Genomic DNA, 16112 nt, shown 5'->3' with positions numbered 1-16112 from the left:
CTTGCTTGCATTGGGCGGGAAGCCTCCCGCCGCACCGACCAAAGGACCATACATGACCCTCCTCCCCTCTTGGGTGACCAGCGCCAACAGCGCAGACACCGACTTTCCTCTGAACAACCTGCCCTATGGCGTGTTCTCGACCGACGATCTGTCGCCGCGTTGCGGTGTGGCCATCGGCGATATGATCCTCGACATGGCCCGCGCCGAAGAAGAAGGGCTGATCAACCTCAATGATGAGGCGCTGTTTGACGTGCCGTTTTGGAACGAAGTCATGGAATTGGGCCCTGACACATGGTCCAGCCTGCGCGCCCGCCTGACCGAGATCCTCGCCGAAGGATCGCCCGATCAGGCCGCCGCTGCGCCGTTGCTCGTTGCCCGCGCCGACGCCGAACTGCACCTGCCGTTCCTTGTGTCCGAATACACCGATTTCTACGCAGGCCGCCAACACGCGGAGAACATGGGGTCTATCCTGCGCGGCGGTCCGGAACTGCCCGCCAACTGGCTGCATATCCCCATCGGTTACAACGGCCGCGCCTCTTCGGTGGTGGTCTCTGGCACGCCCATCACCCGCCCATTGGGCCAGATCAAAGCGCCTGACGCCGAAGTGCCAAGCTTTGGCCCCAGTAAGCGCCTTGATATCGAGCTGGAGATGGGTGCGGTTGTCGGCATGGGCAGTGAATTTGGCCAGCCGATCACAACCGAACAAGCCGATGAGATGATCTTTGGCTATGTCCTGCTGAACGATTGGTCCGCGCGGGACATTCAGGGCTGGGAATACCAACCGCTTGGCCCGTTTCAGGGCAAGGCATTTGGCACCTCCATCTCGCCATGGATCGTCACCAAAGAGGCGCTTGAACCTTTCCGCACCGAGGTGCCCGAGCGCAGCAAGGAACTGCTACCCTACCTCAGCGAAAGCAAGCCGGGCCTTTATGACATTGACCTCGAAGTGTTGATGCAACCCGAAGGCGCGGCCAAGGCCAGCTCCATCGCCAAAACCAACTACAGCCGCATGTATTATTCCGCCGCACAACAGCTGACCCACCACGCGGTGGGCGGTTGCGGCATGAACCCCGGTGATCTGCTGGGCTCAGGCACAATCTCCGGCCCCACCCGCGCCGAATACGGATCATTGATGGAACTCAGCTGGGCCGGGCGCGAACCCTTCACGCTGGAGACCGGCGAGACCCGCGGCTTTCTCGAAGACGGCGACACGATGACCCTGCGCGGCGCGGCCCATGGGGACGGCTACCGCATCGGTTTTGGCGATTGCACCGGGCAGATCCAGCCTGCCCTTGACGATCCGTTCACCCGCCAATGACCCTGCGACTGGATCATATCCAACTTGCAATCCCCGCAGGCGGAGAAGATCAGGCACGCACCTTTTGGTGCCAACTGATCGGCCTGCCGGAGATCCGCAAACCCGCTGCCCTGCAAGGGCGCGGCGGGCTTTGGTTGGCGCTTGCCGGGGCCAAGTTGCACTTGGGGGTCGAAACCCCTTTTGCCCCGGCTGGCAAAGCCCACCCCGGCTTTCTGGTCGAAGACATCGAAGCGCTGGCAATGCAGCTGAACGCCGCCGATCACCCGCTGCAATGGGACGCGGCGCTGAAAGACCGCAAACGGTTCTTCACCACCGATCCATTTGGCAACCGGCTGGAGTTTCTGGCCTACGACGCCAGCCCGCAACCAGCCCCTTAAACGCACGCCAGCAGCACCCTATACCGGCATCCACCCAACGCACAAAGGACATCCCTCATGGCCAAAGCATTCGCATCCCAAGGCGACATGACCGAAAAGAAAATCACATTTGACGAGATCGGCCGCGATCTCTGGGCCTTTACCGCCGAGGGTGATCCCAACTCCGGCGTGATCATTGGCGACGACAGCGTGATGATCGTCGAGGCACAGGCGACCCCCCGTCTGGCGGGCAAGGTGATCGAAAAGGTCCGCGAAGTGACCGACAAACCGATCAGCCATGTTGTGCTGACCCATTATCACGCGGTGCGTGTGCTGGGCGCATCGGCCTATGGCGCGGACCAGATCATCATGTCCGATGCTGCGCGTGGCATGGTTGTGGAACGTGGGCAGGAAGACTGGGACAGCGAATTCCAACGTTTCCCGCGCCTGTTTGAAGGCCATGAAAGCATCCCCGGCCTGACCTATCCAACCACCACCTTCTCAGACAGCATGACCGTCTATCTGGGCAACCGCCGCGTCGATCTGATGCATCTGGGCCGCGCCCATACGGCGGGTGATATCGTGGTGCAGGTGCAGGACGAAAACGTGATGTTCACCGGTGACATCGTCGAAGACCATTCCGCCTGCTATTGCGGCGACGGGCATTTTCACGAATGGGGTCACACCCTTGATAACATCGCCAGCTTTGACGTCGATGCCATCGCCCCCGGTCGCGGCGGCGCATTGATCGGCAAAGACGCCGTGGAACGTGCCATCGAAAGCACCCGTGATTTTGTCGACAGCACCTATGCCCCGGCCGCCCGCGTCGCGGCCCGTGGTGGCACCTTGAAAGAAGCATGGGATGCGGTCCGCGCCGCCTGCGATCCCAAGTTCGCGGACTACGCCATCTACGAACACTGTCTGCCCTTCAACGTTGCCCGCGCCTATGACGAAGCCCGCGGCATCGAAACGCCCCGCATCTGGACCGCACAGCGCGATCTGGAAATGTGGGAGGCCTTGCAAGGCTGACCCGAAAAACACCCAAAACAGGAGCGCCCCATGGCCTATGATTACGCCCCATACCCCTACATCGCACCGCCCGGTTTAAGCGGACCCGAGCCGCGCCATCCGGTTGTGATTGTGGGCGCGGGGCCGATCGGGCTGGCCATGGCGGTCGATCTTGCGCTGCAAGGCGTCAAATCGGTGGTGTTGGACGACAACAACGTGGTGTCGGTCGGATCACGCGCGATCTGCTGGTCCAAACGAACGCTGGAAATCTTTGACCGGCTCGGCGTGGGCGAACGGATGCTCGAAAAAGGCGTCACATGGAAAGTCGGGCGTCAGTTCCACGGCAAGGACGAGATCTACAGCTTTGATCTGTTGCCAGAGCCGGGCCACAAATACCCTGCTTTTATCAATCTACAGCAATACTACGTCGAGCAATATCTGGTGGAACGGGCGCAGGACTTTCCGGACCTGATCGACCTGCGGTTCCTCAACAAAGTCATAGATCACACCGACAATGGCGATCATGTTGTGCTGACGGTGGAAACGCCAGATGGCCCCTATAGGCTTGAGGCAGAGTGGTACATCGCCTGCGACGGGGCCGGCAGCGCCACGCGGCAACGGATGAACCTCGCTTTTGATGGCCAGACCTTCGAAGAGCATTTCCTGATTGTCGACGTGGAAATGGAAAGCTCGCCCTTTGGCGATCACGACACGCCCGAACGCTGGTTCTGGTTCGCACCGCCCTTCCACCCCGGCCAATCCGCACTGCTGCACAAACAACCTGACAACATCTACCGGATTGATCTGCAACTGGGGCCGGACACCGACCCCAAGGAAGAAGCCACCGAAGAAAAGGTGATCCCCCGGATCAAACAGATCGTTGGGGATGCACCCTTCCGCCTTGATTGGATGAGCGTCTATAAATTCCGCTGCGCCAAGCTGGACAGGTTTGTGCATGGCCGGGTTCTGTTTGTCGGGGACAGCGCCCATGTGGTCAGCCCCTTTGGGGCAAGGGGCGGCAATGGCGGGGTGCAGGATCTCGACAATCTCGGCTGGAAACTCGCCGCCGTGCTGCGCGGTGATGCACCGCTTGCCCTGATTGAAACCTACAACGAAGAGCGCTCCCATGGGTCGGCCGAGAATATCCTGAACTCGTCCCGCGCCACCAATTTCATGACACCCAAATCCCCGATTGAAGCGCTGTTTCGCGATGAGGTTTTGACCCTCGCGAGCCGCCATCCCTTTGCCCGCCGGTTGATCAACTCCGGGCGGCTGTCTTTGCCGTGTTCCCTCGAAGGGATGCGCCTGCAAACCCCCGGCGGCGCCCCCGTGGCCCCCGGTGAGGTGGTCACAGACGCCCCGTTGTCCGGCCCCAACGGCGACACCTGGCTGATCCACGAGGTGCAGGGACAGTTTACGCTTGTCGGTTTTGGCGATGTGGCATTGCCGCAGATCGACGGTATCGCCCGTATCGGGATCAACAGCCGCGGAAATTACCCCTGCTTCGAGGCAACGGACGGCCACGCCATCCGCCGCTATGGCCGTGACCATATCTATCTGTTCCGCCCCGACGGCCATGTCTGCGCCGTGTTCTCCACACCGGATGTCACCGCGATCAGCACTGCAATGGAAAATGCAATGGGAGCATCCCTATGATCCTTGATGATAAATTGGGGCAGGACACCGACGCCTTTTATAACGCCCTCATGGACCTGCACGACGGCCTGAGCGAGGCACAAAGTCATGCATTGAATGCCCGCCTTGTCTTGATTTTAAGTAATGAAATCGGAGATTTGGAAAAACTTAAGAAACTGATGCACGCAGCTGTTGATGTGACCTGAAGCGGCGCGAATAGATTCGTTTGCACGCCCCCTCAAGGCCCAAGTTCGCGCCTCCGGCAGATCTATCCAAACTTTTTTTATTTCAAAATGCGCCGCAATTCGGAAAGAAACGAACCCGAATTGCGGCGGGAAAATCGCCTCCGTCCACGGCTGAAAATTGTGGGGGTTATACCTTGGCTCCATGGCGGCTTGCCCGAAAGCGACACATGAGCAGCCTGAATTGGCGCTGACGGACTGAAATTGCGAGTGGCTTAGATCTTCATCACTCTGCCGCAAAACCGCTGCAAGAAAATGAACATCCTGACCGCCGACGCACAACCGCTGTTTGCGTGGCCTATCCGATCCCGCGACCCATGGACAAGATACCGTGATGGGCTTGACGCCACGGGCCTGTGTGTTTGACTATTGCCATGCAACCGCGTCAGCGGGCCAGAAAAGCAGGAAAACTGTATCATCTGGCGCCATCAAATTGGCGTCACAAAGGGCGGCTCTCAGAGATCGCCACCGACAACAGAGAGGAAGACCATGAGTTATTTGACACGCACCGGAAAGCCACTGCCGCAATCGATCCACGATTCCGCAGAAGCCGCCAAGAAAGATCCGGTCAACCGCCGCGAGTTCCTGGCATTGGCCAGCGCATTCGGCGCAACCGCCGCAACCGCCTATTCCATGATTGGCATGGCAGCTCCGGCAAACGCCGCAGCCCACGCCAACATCAAGCCGGGCGGCACTGTCCGCATTCAGATGGAAGTCCGCGCGTTGAAAGATCCACGCACATATGACTGGTCACAGATCGCGAACTTCTCACGCGGTTGGCTGGAATATCTGGCCATCTGGGAGAACGATGGCACATTCACCCCAGCCTTGCTCGAAAGCTGGGAAATCAACGATAACGCAACCGAGTACACACTGAACGTTCGCAAAGGCGTCAAGTGGAACAATGGTGACGACTTCACCGCCGAAGATGTTGCCCGCAACATCACAGCATGGTGTGATAAATCCGTTGAAGGTAACTCCATGGCCGGCCGCTTTGCGACCCTCATCGACGAAGCCACAGGCAAAGCCATCGAAGGTGCCATTCAGGTTGTTGACAGCCACACTGTGAAACTGATGCTGCCTGCATCCGACATCACGTTGATCCCAGGCATGGCCGACTATCCTGCCGCGATTGTCCACAGCTCCTTCACCGCGGACAGCATGCTGGACAACCCGATCGGCACCGGTCCTTATCTGCCAGAATCCCTCGAAGTGGGCGTAAAAGGTGTGCTGGTTAAAAACCCAGATCATACATGGTGGGGCACGGAAATCACCGGCGGACCGTTCATCGACCGTCTGGAATACATCGACTACGGCACCGACCCATCTGCATGGATCGCCGCTGCCGAAGCCGAAGAGGTTGATGGTTTCTATTCCATGGAAGGCGAATACATCGACATCATGTCGACGCTGGACGGCTGGGTCGAGAACTCCATCGCGACCGCCGCGACAATCGTTATCCGTCCCAACCAGCTGGCAGAAGTTGATGGCAAGCAGCCTTATGCAGACAAACGTGTGCGCCAGGCGATTGGCATGGCCGTAGACAACGAAGTTCTGCTGGAACTGGGGTATGGCGGCCGCGGTATTGTCGCGGAAAACCACCACGTTGGTCCGATGCACCCGGAGTATGCCGAAATGCCAGCCCGCAAGGTTGATCCGGCCGCCGCCAAGGCGCTGATGGACGAAGCCGGCATGGCCGACTTTGAGCACGAACTGATGTCGATCGACGATGCGTGGCGCAAAGACACCACCGATGCCGTCGCCGCCCAGCTGCGTGATGCGGGCATCAAGGTCAAACGGACAATCCTGCCCGGTTCGACGTTCTGGAATGACTGGTCCAAATATCCGTTCAGCTCTACCAACTGGAACGCCCGTCCATTGGGTGTTCAGATCTGGGCCCTGGCCTATCGCAGCGGCGAAGCATGGAACGAGTTTGGCTGGAGCAATGCAGAGTTTGACGCACTGCTGGCCGAAGCCCTCGCAACTGCGGACGTTGAAAAGCGCCGTGGCTTGATGGCCAAAGGCCAGGCGATGATCCAGGACGAAGGCGTGACCATTCAGCCGTACTGGCGCTCTCTCTACAACCACACCAGAGAGGGTCTGGTTGGTGCGGCGCACCACATCGGTTTTGAATTGCACCCCGCACGTATGGGTTGGTCTGCATAAAACTCGCCGATCACAGACATTGAAAAAGGCCGCGCATGTCGCGGCCTTTTTTATGTCCGCTGGGTGAGTTCCCCCAAGATCTTGTCTTTGGGGAAATGCACGGCCCGCACCAACACAGACAACGCCTCCGCATCCGGCAAGGACAACCGATCTAACGCTTGGACCAACGCGGCATTCATCGTCTCGACGATCTGTGCATCGCTGATCTCGCTCCGAACATCGCCGGCAAACCATGCCTCCTCGCGAAACATATCTTCAATCAAAGGGTCAATGACCGCCCCGCCGCCACCGGGATAGCGATAGTAGCCAACGCCGCCCGATTTGCCGATACGCCCTTCCGCCACCATGCGCGGCAAAATCGGCACTGGGCGGTTTGGTTCGCGGGCAAGGATCTTTTCCAGCCCGATCAGATCCTGCGCTTCACATGGGCCCATGGTATAGCCCCAATCGGTCAGCGCCTCGTCCAGCTCCCAAGGGGTCGTATGGAGATACATCAGCGCCTCACCGGCCTGCCAGAACGCATCCTGCAACACAGCCGCCGCATCACGCGCGGTCATTTGGCCCCGTCAAGGAAACGGTATTTGGCAATCACCGCCAGCAGATCATTGGCCGATGACCGCACCGCACGGTTGGTTGTGTTCACCTGCGCTTCGGCTTTTTGATAAAGTGGTATCCGGCTTTCCAACAGCGACTTGAGATGCGCCATTGCCGCCGGGTTGCCCTCCATCGGGCGCAGGTCACCCTGCCCGCGCACCCGCTGCATATGCTCTGCCGGGCTGGTCTTGATCCAGACGGTGTGAAACCGCTCAAGCAGGCGGGCATAGGTATCCGGCTGGGCCACAATCCCTCCCGCAACGGCAAGGATCATCTTGTCATGTTTGGCCGATGCACGCTCAAGCGCCTCGGCCTCCAGCTTGCGATAGCCGTCCTCACCGTAAAACGCCATCACCTCCGCGAGCGGCATATCGGCGTCTGTCTCAATGTTGTGATTCAACTCCACAAACGGAATGCCCAGCGCCTCTCCGGCCATGCGGCCAAGGGTGGATTTGCCCGCCCCACGCAGCCCGATCAAACAGATCCGCCCGGCCCGCATGACCTTGGGGTTTTGCGGCGCGAGCAACCCGCAGACCTGCTGTTGTATCTGCGGCGGCGCCTGCCGGAACAAGGCCGTGATCCGCTCTGCCTCGTGGTCCATCGGGATGCCTTCAGCCAACAGCGCCTCAATCCGCAGATCAAGGGCACTGGCCACCCGCTGCAACAGCAGCACCGAGATATTGCCCTCACCCGCCTCCAGCTGCGCCAGATAGCGCGGCGAGACACCGGACATCTCCGACAAGACCCTCCGCGACAGCCCGCGCAGCTTGCGGGCCTCCGCCACGCGGGCCGCCAGGCGCGCAATCAAAGCGGCGCCGAGGTCTTCTGAGGGGGAAAGGTCAGTCATAAAACCAGAGAGATGATTAGGAATAATACTGCATCGTTGCCTGTCATTTGGCGAAAAACAATCCTTACGGAACGATTTGTTGCACTATTCCGCACGCAGACGCGGCTCAATCACCGCCCTGAACTCTGCCGGAGCCGATTGGCTTTTGAACTGATCGGCAATGATAAACACGCAGGTAAAGCGGCCTTCAAAACACAGCACATCATCTTGCCGCCCCTTCACCGCAAAGGTGATCGACTTGTCGCCCAGCCGTGTCGGATATGTTTCGCACAACAGCTTATGGCGAGGCGTCACGGGGCTGCGAAAATCCATCGACATGTTGACGAATGGCGTACCGACATTGCGATCAATCTCCATCTGGAACCAACCGTCGCCATCCAGATGGGCCTCCCACCAGGCATTGATCGCATCCAATGCAAAGTAAGGCAGCCGCGCGGTATAGGCGATGCGGGCGGGGTCACAATCGGCCCAGGTCACATTGACCGGATGCACAAAATTCTCTGCGCTCATCTAATAGGTCTCCACGTGATAGCGACCCTCGTCACGCATCACATCACGCAGGGCGGTCCATTGCTGGCCGATGCTTTCGGCGATGGAGGTCATGGCAAGCTCAACCCCCTCTTCCATCCCCCGCAACCCGCAGATGTAGATATGGGTGCGGTCATCACCCAGCATTTCGGCGACCTCGTCCTGTTCGGCCACGATCCGGTCCTGCACATATTCCTTGTCCGCATCCGGCAGGCGGCTAAACACCAGATGTTGCCGCAGGATCTTTTCCGGGATCTTCTTGAGCGGTCCGAAATACGGCAGGCTTTCGGGTGTGCGTGCACCAAAGAACATGGTCATGCCGCCCGTGGCACCGCCGCGCTGCCGCTGCATGGTGAAGGCCCGCATCGGCGCTGATCCGGTGCCGGTACAGATCAACAACAGGCGCGCATTGGGGTCATTCGGCATCAGGAAGGTAGAGCCAAACGGACCAGTGACCTCAACCTCTGAACCTTGCTCAAGATCGCACAGGTAGTTGGACGCCAGCCCGCCATTTTCGCGTTTCACGGTCAGCGAGATGTTGTGATAGCCGGGGCGCTCTCCGTCGCGGGGGCTGGACACGGAATAGAGCCGCGGCAAATGCGCCTTGCCTTCCGCATCTTGCCCCGGTGGAATGATGCCGACCGATTGCCCCTCCAGCACGGGAAAGGGCAATGCGCCGGGGTCCAGAATGATATGGCGCACATCATGGCTTGGATCGTCGGTCAGGCGGTAGTTGCCCTGTACTTTCATCTTGGCCGGTTTGCCAAGCGTGTACATATTGACCGCCGGTTTCGCCGCTGTCAGTGGCGCACGCGCCTTGCCGCCCGCGCCCTTGTGCGCCTCGGCCAACAGGGCCGCAACCGGATCTGCGTCGCCCTCGTCACCGCCCGCTGGCGCCGCCTCGATCTCGGCCTGTTCGGGCAGTTCATCAAATCCGTACTGCTCTTCAAGGGTGTAAGGCGTTTCCACCACCCGCCATTCGTCAATGGACCCCGTAGGACAGACCGGGATACAATCCATGCAGAAATTACAGACATCCGCATTCACAACGACATTGTTGTCGTCATGTTCGATTGCCCCAATTTGGCAGGTCATCTCACAGGTGTAGCAACGGATACAGATCTCGGGATCAATCAGGTGCTGTTTGACGGGGGTGGTCATAGGCTCTCCCATTCATCAAAAGAAGGGCGGAGAGACCCCCACCCTTGGTATTCTGCAAGGCGGGGTCTACCCCGCCAAACTGTCAGGCCATGTGCAGCTTAACATACTCATAATCGCCCGGCTTGTTGTCTATCCCAACCTTGGGCGCTGCGATCCAAGAGGCGTATTTGCCCGGCTCAAAACAAGGCACCATCAAGGATTGGATGAAATCCCCATCGGCCTTGGTCGGCAACCAGTCACCCTGACGCTTTTGCCACTCTTCCGCCGACAGGATATTGCCGTCCGGATCAATCGCAACTGTGCTAAAGACACCGATCTGGCGGTGGAAACCCTCATGCGGCAGCTTCAGTTCAAACTCCACGCCCGACTTGGCAATCAGCTTGTTCCAACGGCCCACCCCGCCCGCAGCATCGCGCACGTAATCATCGCGAAGGCGCATGTTGATCGCGGTCAATGCAGGTACATCTTCAGTCAGGATCTTGCCATCCTTGATCGAGGTGACCGGATAGGTCGCATCATTCAGCTTGTGATCGTCGTCGATCCGCTGCTCCATATAGCGGCCCTTGATGCCGGAGTTGAACGCATTGGCGGCGTTGGTGGACACTTCCTGACCAAACAGATCCAGTGAAAGCGTATAATGCAGGTTCAGCTTTTTCTGGATCGTCGGCAGGTCAATCACCCCCAGATCGCGGATCTTGTTGATGTCATAGGGATCGGTGATACCATTTGCGTTCATCGCCTCAACAGTTGCCTGAATGGTCCGGCCCACGCCGGTCTCGCCGACAAACATGTGATGCGCCTCTTCGGTCAGCATGAACCGGCAGGTGCGCGACAGCGGGTCAAACCCCGATTGCGCTAGGCTTTCCAATTGCATCTTGCCATCACGGTCGGTGAAATAGGTGAACATGAAGAACGACAACCAATCGGGCGTTTCCTCGTTGAACGCGCCCAACATGCGCGGCGCGTCTTCGGACCCGGAGGAGCGCACCAACAGGTCGTTCGCCTCTTCGCGGCCATCGCGGCCAAAATATTTCTGCAGCAGATACACCATCGCCCAAAGGTGGCGGCCTTCTTCGACGTTCACCTGAAAAAGGTTGCGCATGTCATAAAGGGATGGCGCCGTCAGACCAAGAAACCGCTGCTGTTCTACCGATCCCGGCTCAGTGTCGCCCTGAATGACGATCAGGCGCTTGAGCATATTGCGATACTCACCTGGCACCTCTTGCCATGCCGGCTCACCGTAATGCTCACCCATCGGGATCTTGCGATCCTCAACCGCTGGTGCCAGCAGAACACCCCAGCGATATTCTGGCATCTTCACATAGTCGAACTTCGCCCAGCCCTTGGGATCAACGCTCACCGCGGTGCGCAGGTAGACCATGCTTTCCTGAAAGTTCTGGGGGATCAGATCATTCCACCAGTTGATATAACCGGGGTGCCATTTCTCCAGCGCTTTGAGCACCTTCTTGTCCTCGGACAGCCCGACATTGTTCGGGATTTGCGTGTCATAACTTACGTTGATCAGATCGAGCATTGTCGAAGTTCCTTTTCAGTCTGGGCATCGGAAACCTGAGGCGTTCCCGACCGGCTTCTTTCGAGGACGCCGTTCCATTGATGATTACACACGTTCCATATTGTATTTGCCGCGCACCCCGGTGCCGTAGCGTTGCAAGGCGCCCTCTTCACCAACTGCGTTGGGGCGCTGGAAAATCCAGTTCTGCCATGCAGTCAGGCGGCCAAAAATCCGGGTTTCCATGGTTTCTGGCCCGGCAAAGCGCAGATTGGCTTCCATCCCCGTCATCGCATCGGGGCTGAAACTGGCACGTTCTTCCATGAACAGGCGCACCTCATCCTCCCAATCGATGTCGTCGTAGGCATAGGTGATCAGGCCCAGTTCCTCTGCGTCATCCGCCTCCAGTGCCTCCCCTATGGAGGATTTCAGCTTTTCCACCTGCTCCGGAGTGCCAAGGAAACGGGTCTGCAAACGGGTCAGGTCATTGCCCATCGGATAGGTGCCAAAGTTGCCCTCTGACATCGCAACGGTTGCCAGCGCCCGGTTGTCGCCGTCAAACTCCTCCAGCATCATATAGCTGCGGTCCACCGCCCAAAGCAGTTCGGCCAGAACCCCGGCAAAGCATGATCCATGCTCCACGATCGCCACCAATGACCGCGAGGTCATGTCGATGCGTTTCAGTACCCGTTTCCAATATTGCAACACCTCGTTGGCCAGCCAATGATCAGGGTTGCCCAGCAACAGCGCCTCATGCGCCAGCACGGTTTCAGGATCGCCCTGGGTCTGGAATTCAATCAGCCCCAGTTCCTTTTCGTTGTTGCGCAAATGCAAAATTGCGTCGTCCAGTTCCCGCGCACAGCGCAGCATCCAATTCTCCGCCCCCTTGGCGGTGAAGGCATCCATATCCGCCGGCGCATCTCCCTCGGGCCCTTTGATTGTGATTGTGGCACGGCTTTCATTCCGCACAAGCGCCACCTCAACCGTGGAATAGCTCACACCATCCTCGGCAAAACTGCGGGACAGCGGAGTAAGTTCGATCCCCTCCGCCACATCAGGTTTGGCCGATTCTGCGGCCAGCGTGGCCGCCCGTTCCGCGACCTTTTCATCAAAGCTGGAGTTCGGGAACACTTCGTCCACCAGCCGCCATTGCACCGCGCGTTTGCCCTTCACGCCCTCTTCGATAGAACAGAACACATCTGCCAGATCACGGCGCACCTTGCGTTTGTCGGTCACTCGGGTCAGCCCACCTGTGCCCGGCAGAACCGCCAGCAACGGCACCTCAGGCAAGGCCACAGAGGACGTGCTGTCATCGGTCAGCATGATGTGATTGCACGCCAAGGCCAGCTCATAACCGCCGCCCGCACAGGCCCCTTTGACCGCGCAGATATAGTTCTGCCCGCTGTCGGCCAAAGCGGCCTCATACGTGTTGCGGGTCTCGTTGGTGAATTTGCAGAAATTGACCTTATGGGCATGCGCCGCGCCGCCCAGCATGCGGATGTTGGCCCCTGCACAGAACACCTTGTCCTTGGCCGAACGCATGACCACCACTTTGACCTCAGGATGTTCAAACCGCATCCGTTGCACAACGTCAGCCAGCTCGATGTCGACACCCAGATCATAGCTGTTCAGCTTGAGCTCATAGCCGTCGAACAACCCGCCCTTTTCGTCCACATCCATCGAAAGCCATGCAATCGGACCATCATATTCAATCTTCCAGTGCCGGTACTTGGACGGATCGGTCTGAAAGTCGATCACTTTGGTCATCGGTGGTCCCCTCATGAATCAGTCGCATTGATGCGATATAGTTCAGAATACTTAGCGGAAACGGCCGGTAGTTACATTATTTTCCGGATAACGTGAATTATAGTGCATCTTCATTGATCGATCAGGATCAAAGTTTCCTGCACCAGCCGTTCCATCTTGGGCCGTTCCAACCCCAAAACCGGCAGTCCCATCGGGCATCGCGCAAGATGTGCCAGCACCATATCACACAGCCGCCGCGCAGCATTTAGGCGCTGCATCCGGATCTTGATCCGTGCATTGGCCAGCTGGATCATCGCCTGCGCCATGTCCCGCTCTGCCGACCACTCCGGCGTTTGCAACCAAACAGCCTCAAGCACCTCGTGGCATTCCCAGTAATAGCCGGCCTCGAAATATTCCAATCCCGCCTGCCAGGCGAGCGTCAGATGCAGCGCATCCAGCGGTGTCTGCGGGCCCACACTGATCTTGATGTCATCGAACCAATCTTCGGGATGACGTGCATTCACCCCCGGCAAATAGGCATGGGACGGCCGCGGAATATGGGCGGGCTGATCAGCCAATCCTGACCTCATCCTCTTCGAGCCGCCGCAGCCGGGCGCAGAACTCCGTGATCTCCGCCAGGGTTTCCTTCGGTTTCTCCAGGTGCGGCGCATGCCCGCAATCGTCAAGGATCAGCGTATCCAGCGGTGAATAGATCCGGTCTTCTATCTCTTGGATTTGCGCCAGGGTGCCATAGGCATCATCGCGCCCCTGAATGGCCAGAACCGGAATGCGCCAGTGGTCAATTGCATCAGCCACGTTCCACTTGGCAAAGGCAGGATCAGTCCAGACATCATGCCAGCCCTTGAACGCCACTTCGACATTGGCGTGATATTTCCCAAGGCGCTGTTTCAGATCCCCGTCTTCAAACGCCTCGCCTGCCGCGCGGATCGCCGCCAGCCCGGAAGGTTCGGTAAAGAAATGCGGCGCGATCAGGACAAGCCCGCGCACCCGCATATCGGACACTGAACCGGCATAAATTGCGGCAATGGTCGCACCGTCCGAATGCCCCATCAAAATGCAATGCTCGATTCCGGCCGCATCCAACACGTCACCCAGAACATCCTCAGCCTCACGCGTCTGAAAATCAAGCGGTCGGGGCAGTGTCACGGGATCAGAGCCGCCATAACCCGCTCGACTATAGGCAAAGACACCAAAGCCCGTGCGTGCGGCCAATTGCGCAGGCACATCCTTCCACTGCGCGACAGAACCAAGCCCCTCATGCAGCAGCACCAGCGTAGGTGCCTTGTGCGGCGCGGGGCCCCAGCAGGCATACTCAAGCGATTGGCCGTTGACCGCAATCCGCGCCCCATCGGCATTCGTCCAATTGATCGCCATCACGCGCCCTCTCTGAGTTTGAACCGCTGGATCTTTCCGGTTGCGGTTTTTGGCAAGTCTTCCACCACTTCGATCCAGCGGGGATATTTCCATTTGCCGATTTTCTCTTTCACAAAGTCTTTCAGCTCGGCTTCAAGGGTGTCTGATCCCTCACCCGATTGCAGCACGATAAACGCCTTGGGCTTTTCCAGCCCATCGGAATCCCGCATGGCCACGACCGCCGCCTCCAGCACCTGCGGATGGCTCACCAACGCGCCTTCAACCTCGAACGGGGACAGCCAGATACCCGAGACCTTGAACATGTCGTCCGTGCGCCCGCAATAGACCAGCCGCCCATCCTCGCGGCGCTCGTATTTGTCGCCCGTGCGGGTCCAGACCCCTTCGAAGGTCTCACGCGATTTGTCGCGCTGGTTCCAGTAACAATGCGCGGCGGACGCCCCGTTGACCAAGAGTTCCCCCACTTCTCCAACGCCCACCTCTGCGCCGCTTTCGTCGACCAGACGCAATTCGTATCCCGGCACCGCAACCCCCGAAGTGCCATAGACGATATCGCCCGGCCCGTTGCTCAGGAAAATATGCAGCATCTCGGTTGATCCGACACCATCCAGAATGCCCACTCCCGTATGCGCCTCCCACCGTTTGCCCACATCTTCGGGCAACGCCTCACCTGCCGAGATGCAGGTGCGCAATGGCGCATCGGGCGCACCAGTTTGATCCATCTGTGCGACCATCGCCGCATACAGTGTCGGCACCCCGCAGAAGATCGTCGGCCGATGCGCGGCAATTGTTTCGATCATGTCCGGCGGCGTGGGCCGGCCAGTGAACAGCACCGTGCTGGCCCCGACAGACAGCGGAAAGGTCATCGCATTGCCCAGCCCATAGGCGAAAAAGAATTTGGCGGCTGACAGCACCACGTCATCCTCGGCAATACGCAGCACCTTGGCACCGTAAGTGTCTGCCGTGGCCTTCAGGGCGGAATGCACATGCGCAACGCCCTTTGGCTGCCCGGTAGAGCCAGACGAATAGAGCCAGAATGCCACCTCGTCGGCACTGACGGCCATGGTGTCTTGGGCGGGGGCATCGCGCATGAAGTCATCAAACCCCTGCGTGTCCTCCGGCGCATCGCCAATCATAACCACCTGCCGCAGATAGGGATTGCCTGCGACCGCAGGGGCAACCACGGGCCAAAGCGCCTCTGACACAAACAGGACCGCCGCGCGGCTGTCGCGCAGGATCGCGTCATAAACCGGCGTGGCCAACAGCGTGTTGAGCGGGACCGGCACCACACCGGCCTTGATCGCGCCCCAGAAAATCTGTGGAAATTCGATCTGGTCCAGCACCAGCATCGCCGCGCGTTCCTCGGGCCGGATACCAGCGCGGGTCAACGCCCCCGCCACCTGCGCGGCACCTGCGGCCATGTCGCTATAGCTCAGGCTGCGTCCGCTTTGTGCTTCCAAGAAGGCACGCTTGTCGCCGCGTCCTTCGTCCAGATGTCGATCCACAAAATAGGTGACAGCGTTATTGTCGGTAGAAACCATGTAACCCCCCAGTATTTGCGCAACATTGTGCATCCCGCCCGCATATGCGCAACCGGCAGCACAAAAGG

Annotated in this window: 15 protein-coding genes; 6 read left to right on the top strand and 9 right to left on the bottom strand. The window is 59.0% G+C overall.

What is annotated here, in order from left to right:
• The first annotated feature begins 52 nt into the window (after window positions 1-52).
• From fahA to K3754_RS02705, 6 genes are all read left to right on the top strand, one after another.
• Entirely contained in the window at window positions 53-1318 is a 1266-nt protein-coding gene (gene fahA / locus K3754_RS02730; protein WP_259940760.1) for a fumarylacetoacetase, read from the top strand.
• A complete protein-coding gene (locus tag K3754_RS02725; RefSeq protein ID WP_259940757.1) occupies window positions 1315-1695 on the top strand; it encodes a VOC family protein in 381 nt (126 codons plus the stop codon). The genes fahA and K3754_RS02725 overlap by 4 nt, the downstream gene beginning before the upstream one ends.
• Before the next feature lie 57 nt (window positions 1696-1752).
• Entirely contained in the window at window positions 1753-2703 is a 951-nt protein-coding gene (locus K3754_RS02720) for an MBL fold metallo-hydrolase (RefSeq protein WP_259940754.1), read from the top strand.
• A gap of 30 nt (window positions 2704-2733) precedes the next feature.
• Window positions 2734-4338: an FAD-dependent oxidoreductase gene (locus K3754_RS02715; protein ID WP_259940751.1), complete on the top strand. Its 1605-nt coding sequence runs from the start codon at window positions 2734-2736 to the stop codon at window positions 4336-4338.
• Complete coding sequence (locus tag K3754_RS02710; protein WP_259940748.1) at window positions 4335-4523, top strand: DUF2783 domain-containing protein; 189 nt, start codon at window positions 4335-4337, stop codon at window positions 4521-4523. The genes K3754_RS02715 and K3754_RS02710 overlap by 4 nt, the downstream gene beginning before the upstream one ends.
• Window positions 4524-5048: 525 nt before the next feature.
• Window positions 5049-6725: an ABC transporter substrate-binding protein gene (locus tag K3754_RS02705; RefSeq protein WP_203209153.1), complete on the top strand. Its 1677-nt coding sequence runs from the start codon at window positions 5049-5051 to the stop codon at window positions 6723-6725.
• A gap of 50 nt (window positions 6726-6775) precedes the next feature.
• Here the strand turns inward: K3754_RS02705 and K3754_RS02700 are convergent, their stop codons facing one another.
• The 9 genes from K3754_RS02700 to K3754_RS02660 form a co-directional block, all read right to left on the bottom strand.
• The gene (locus K3754_RS02700) at window positions 6776-7282 is read right to left on the bottom strand and encodes a 3-hydroxyacyl-CoA dehydrogenase family protein (protein WP_259940744.1); all 507 of its coding nucleotides are present in this window, start codon (window positions 7280-7282) and stop codon (window positions 6776-6778) included.
• Window positions 7279-8166: a helix-turn-helix transcriptional regulator gene (locus K3754_RS02695; RefSeq protein ID WP_259940742.1), complete on the bottom strand. Its 888-nt coding sequence runs from the start codon at window positions 8164-8166 to the stop codon at window positions 7279-7281. The genes K3754_RS02700 and K3754_RS02695 overlap by 4 nt, the downstream gene beginning before the upstream one ends.
• An 84-nt stretch (window positions 8167-8250) precedes the next feature.
• The gene (locus K3754_RS02690) at window positions 8251-8676 is read right to left on the bottom strand and encodes a thioesterase family protein (protein WP_203209156.1); all 426 of its coding nucleotides are present in this window, start codon (window positions 8674-8676) and stop codon (window positions 8251-8253) included.
• Window positions 8677-9855, bottom strand: a complete 1179-nt coding sequence (boxA, locus tag K3754_RS02685; RefSeq protein ID WP_259940739.1) for a benzoyl-CoA 2,3-epoxidase subunit BoxA — start codon at window positions 9853-9855, stop codon at window positions 8677-8679.
• A gap of 82 nt (window positions 9856-9937) precedes the next feature.
• On the bottom strand, window positions 9938-11389 hold the full coding sequence (gene boxB / locus K3754_RS02680; RefSeq protein WP_203209158.1) for a benzoyl-CoA 2,3-epoxidase subunit BoxB: 1452 nt from the start codon (window positions 11387-11389) through the stop codon (window positions 9938-9940).
• Window positions 11390-11473: 84 nt separating this feature from the next.
• On the bottom strand, window positions 11474-13132 hold the full coding sequence (boxC, locus tag K3754_RS02675) for a 2,3-epoxybenzoyl-CoA dihydrolase (RefSeq protein WP_259940736.1): 1659 nt from the start codon (window positions 13130-13132) through the stop codon (window positions 11474-11476).
• A gap of 110 nt (window positions 13133-13242) precedes the next feature.
• A complete protein-coding gene (locus tag K3754_RS02670; protein WP_259940734.1) occupies window positions 13243-13689 on the bottom strand; it encodes a DUF309 domain-containing protein in 447 nt (148 codons plus the stop codon).
• Window positions 13682-14506: an alpha/beta fold hydrolase gene (locus K3754_RS02665; RefSeq protein WP_259940732.1), complete on the bottom strand. Its 825-nt coding sequence runs from the start codon at window positions 14504-14506 to the stop codon at window positions 13682-13684. Before K3754_RS02665 ends, K3754_RS02670 begins: the two co-directional genes overlap by 8 nt.
• A complete protein-coding gene (locus K3754_RS02660) occupies window positions 14506-16044 on the bottom strand; it encodes a benzoate-CoA ligase family protein (RefSeq protein WP_203209162.1) in 1539 nt (512 codons plus the stop codon). The genes K3754_RS02665 and K3754_RS02660 overlap by 1 nt, the downstream gene beginning before the upstream one ends.
• Window positions 16045-16112: the final 68 nt, after the last annotated feature.

It is taken from the genome of Sulfitobacter sp. M368, from assembly GCF_025141875.1.
GTDB classification, from domain to species: domain Bacteria; phylum Pseudomonadota; class Alphaproteobacteria; order Rhodobacterales; family Rhodobacteraceae; genus Sulfitobacter; species Sulfitobacter mediterraneus_A.
This window is presented reverse-complemented; position numbering and strand designations above follow the sequence as displayed.

Bases quoted from the DNA above. Each gene is read 5' to 3' on its own strand.
- fahA (WP_259940760.1), top strand. From the start codon at position 53: ATGACCCTCCTCCCCTCTTGGGTGACCAGCGCCAACAGCGCAGACACC.
- K3754_RS02725 (WP_259940757.1), top strand. From the start codon at position 1,315: ATGACCCTGCGACTGGATCATATCCAACTTGCAATCCCCGCAGGCGGA.
- K3754_RS02720 (WP_259940754.1), top strand. From the start codon at position 1,753: ATGGCCAAAGCATTCGCATCCCAAGGCGACATGACCGAAAAGAAAATC.
- K3754_RS02715 (WP_259940751.1), top strand. From the start codon at position 2,734: ATGGCCTATGATTACGCCCCATACCCCTACATCGCACCGCCCGGTTTA.
- K3754_RS02710 (WP_259940748.1), top strand. From the start codon at position 4,335: ATGATCCTTGATGATAAATTGGGGCAGGACACCGACGCCTTTTATAAC.
- K3754_RS02705 (WP_203209153.1), top strand. From the start codon at position 5,049: ATGAGTTATTTGACACGCACCGGAAAGCCACTGCCGCAATCGATCCAC.
- K3754_RS02700 (WP_259940744.1), bottom strand. From the start codon at position 7,282: ATGACCGCGCGTGATGCGGCGGCTGTGTTGCAGGATGCGTTCTGGCAG.
- K3754_RS02695 (WP_259940742.1), bottom strand. From the start codon at position 8,166: ATGACTGACCTTTCCCCCTCAGAAGACCTCGGCGCCGCTTTGATTGCG.
- K3754_RS02690 (WP_203209156.1), bottom strand. From the start codon at position 8,676: ATGAGCGCAGAGAATTTTGTGCATCCGGTCAATGTGACCTGGGCCGAT.
- boxA (WP_259940739.1), bottom strand. From the start codon at position 9,855: ATGACCACCCCCGTCAAACAGCACCTGATTGATCCCGAGATCTGTATC.
- boxB (WP_203209158.1), bottom strand. From the start codon at position 11,389: ATGCTCGATCTGATCAACGTAAGTTATGACACGCAAATCCCGAACAAT.
- boxC (WP_259940736.1), bottom strand. From the start codon at position 13,132: ATGACCAAAGTGATCGACTTTCAGACCGATCCGTCCAAGTACCGGCAC.
- K3754_RS02665 (WP_259940732.1), bottom strand. From the start codon at position 14,506: ATGGCGATCAATTGGACGAATGCCGATGGGGCGCGGATTGCGGTCAAC.
- K3754_RS02660 (WP_203209162.1), bottom strand. From the start codon at position 16,044: ATGGTTTCTACCGACAATAACGCTGTCACCTATTTTGTGGATCGACAT.